This is a genomic window from Streptococcus sp. WM07 (assembly GCF_004570525.1).
In the GTDB taxonomy this organism is placed as follows: domain Bacteria; phylum Bacillota; class Bacilli; order Lactobacillales; family Streptococcaceae; genus Streptococcus.
On record NZ_SPPZ01000326.1, the window covers coordinates 1 to 292 of the forward strand.

Sequence of the window (292 nt, forward strand, 5' to 3'; positions counted from 1 at the left end):
GCATTTTGTCAAAAGTTCTTCTCTCAACACCAACTAGGCGTTTAAAGCGTAAATCGGAAAGTTTTTTACTGGATTCATAATTCATGCTTCTATTTTATCATATCCTTGTTTCGCAGGAAGTCTAATAGATTTCCGTAAAAAAGTTCTCAGCTATTGTGACAAAATAGGTAATATTTCTGAAGCCGCTGAGATTTTCCAAATTTCGCGCAACACCATTTATGAATGGATAAAACTCCAAAAGAAAACAGGCGACCTTCACCATCAGGTGAAAGGGACGAAACCAAGAAAAGTT

1 protein-coding gene and 1 pseudogene are annotated in these 292 nt (G+C 36.3%); one reads left to right on the top strand and one right to left on the bottom strand.

What is annotated here, in order from left to right; genetic code table 11:
* Positions 1-85: pseudogene (locus E4T71_RS09425) on the bottom strand (IS5/IS1182 family transposase); the annotation flags it as partial.
* A 6-nt stretch (positions 86-91) separates the two neighbouring features.
* Between E4T71_RS09425 and E4T71_RS09430 the strand changes: the two are divergent.
* Positions 92-292: helix-turn-helix domain-containing protein (locus tag E4T71_RS09430; protein WP_135039024.1), on the top strand; the 201-nt coding region annotated here is incomplete at its 3' end.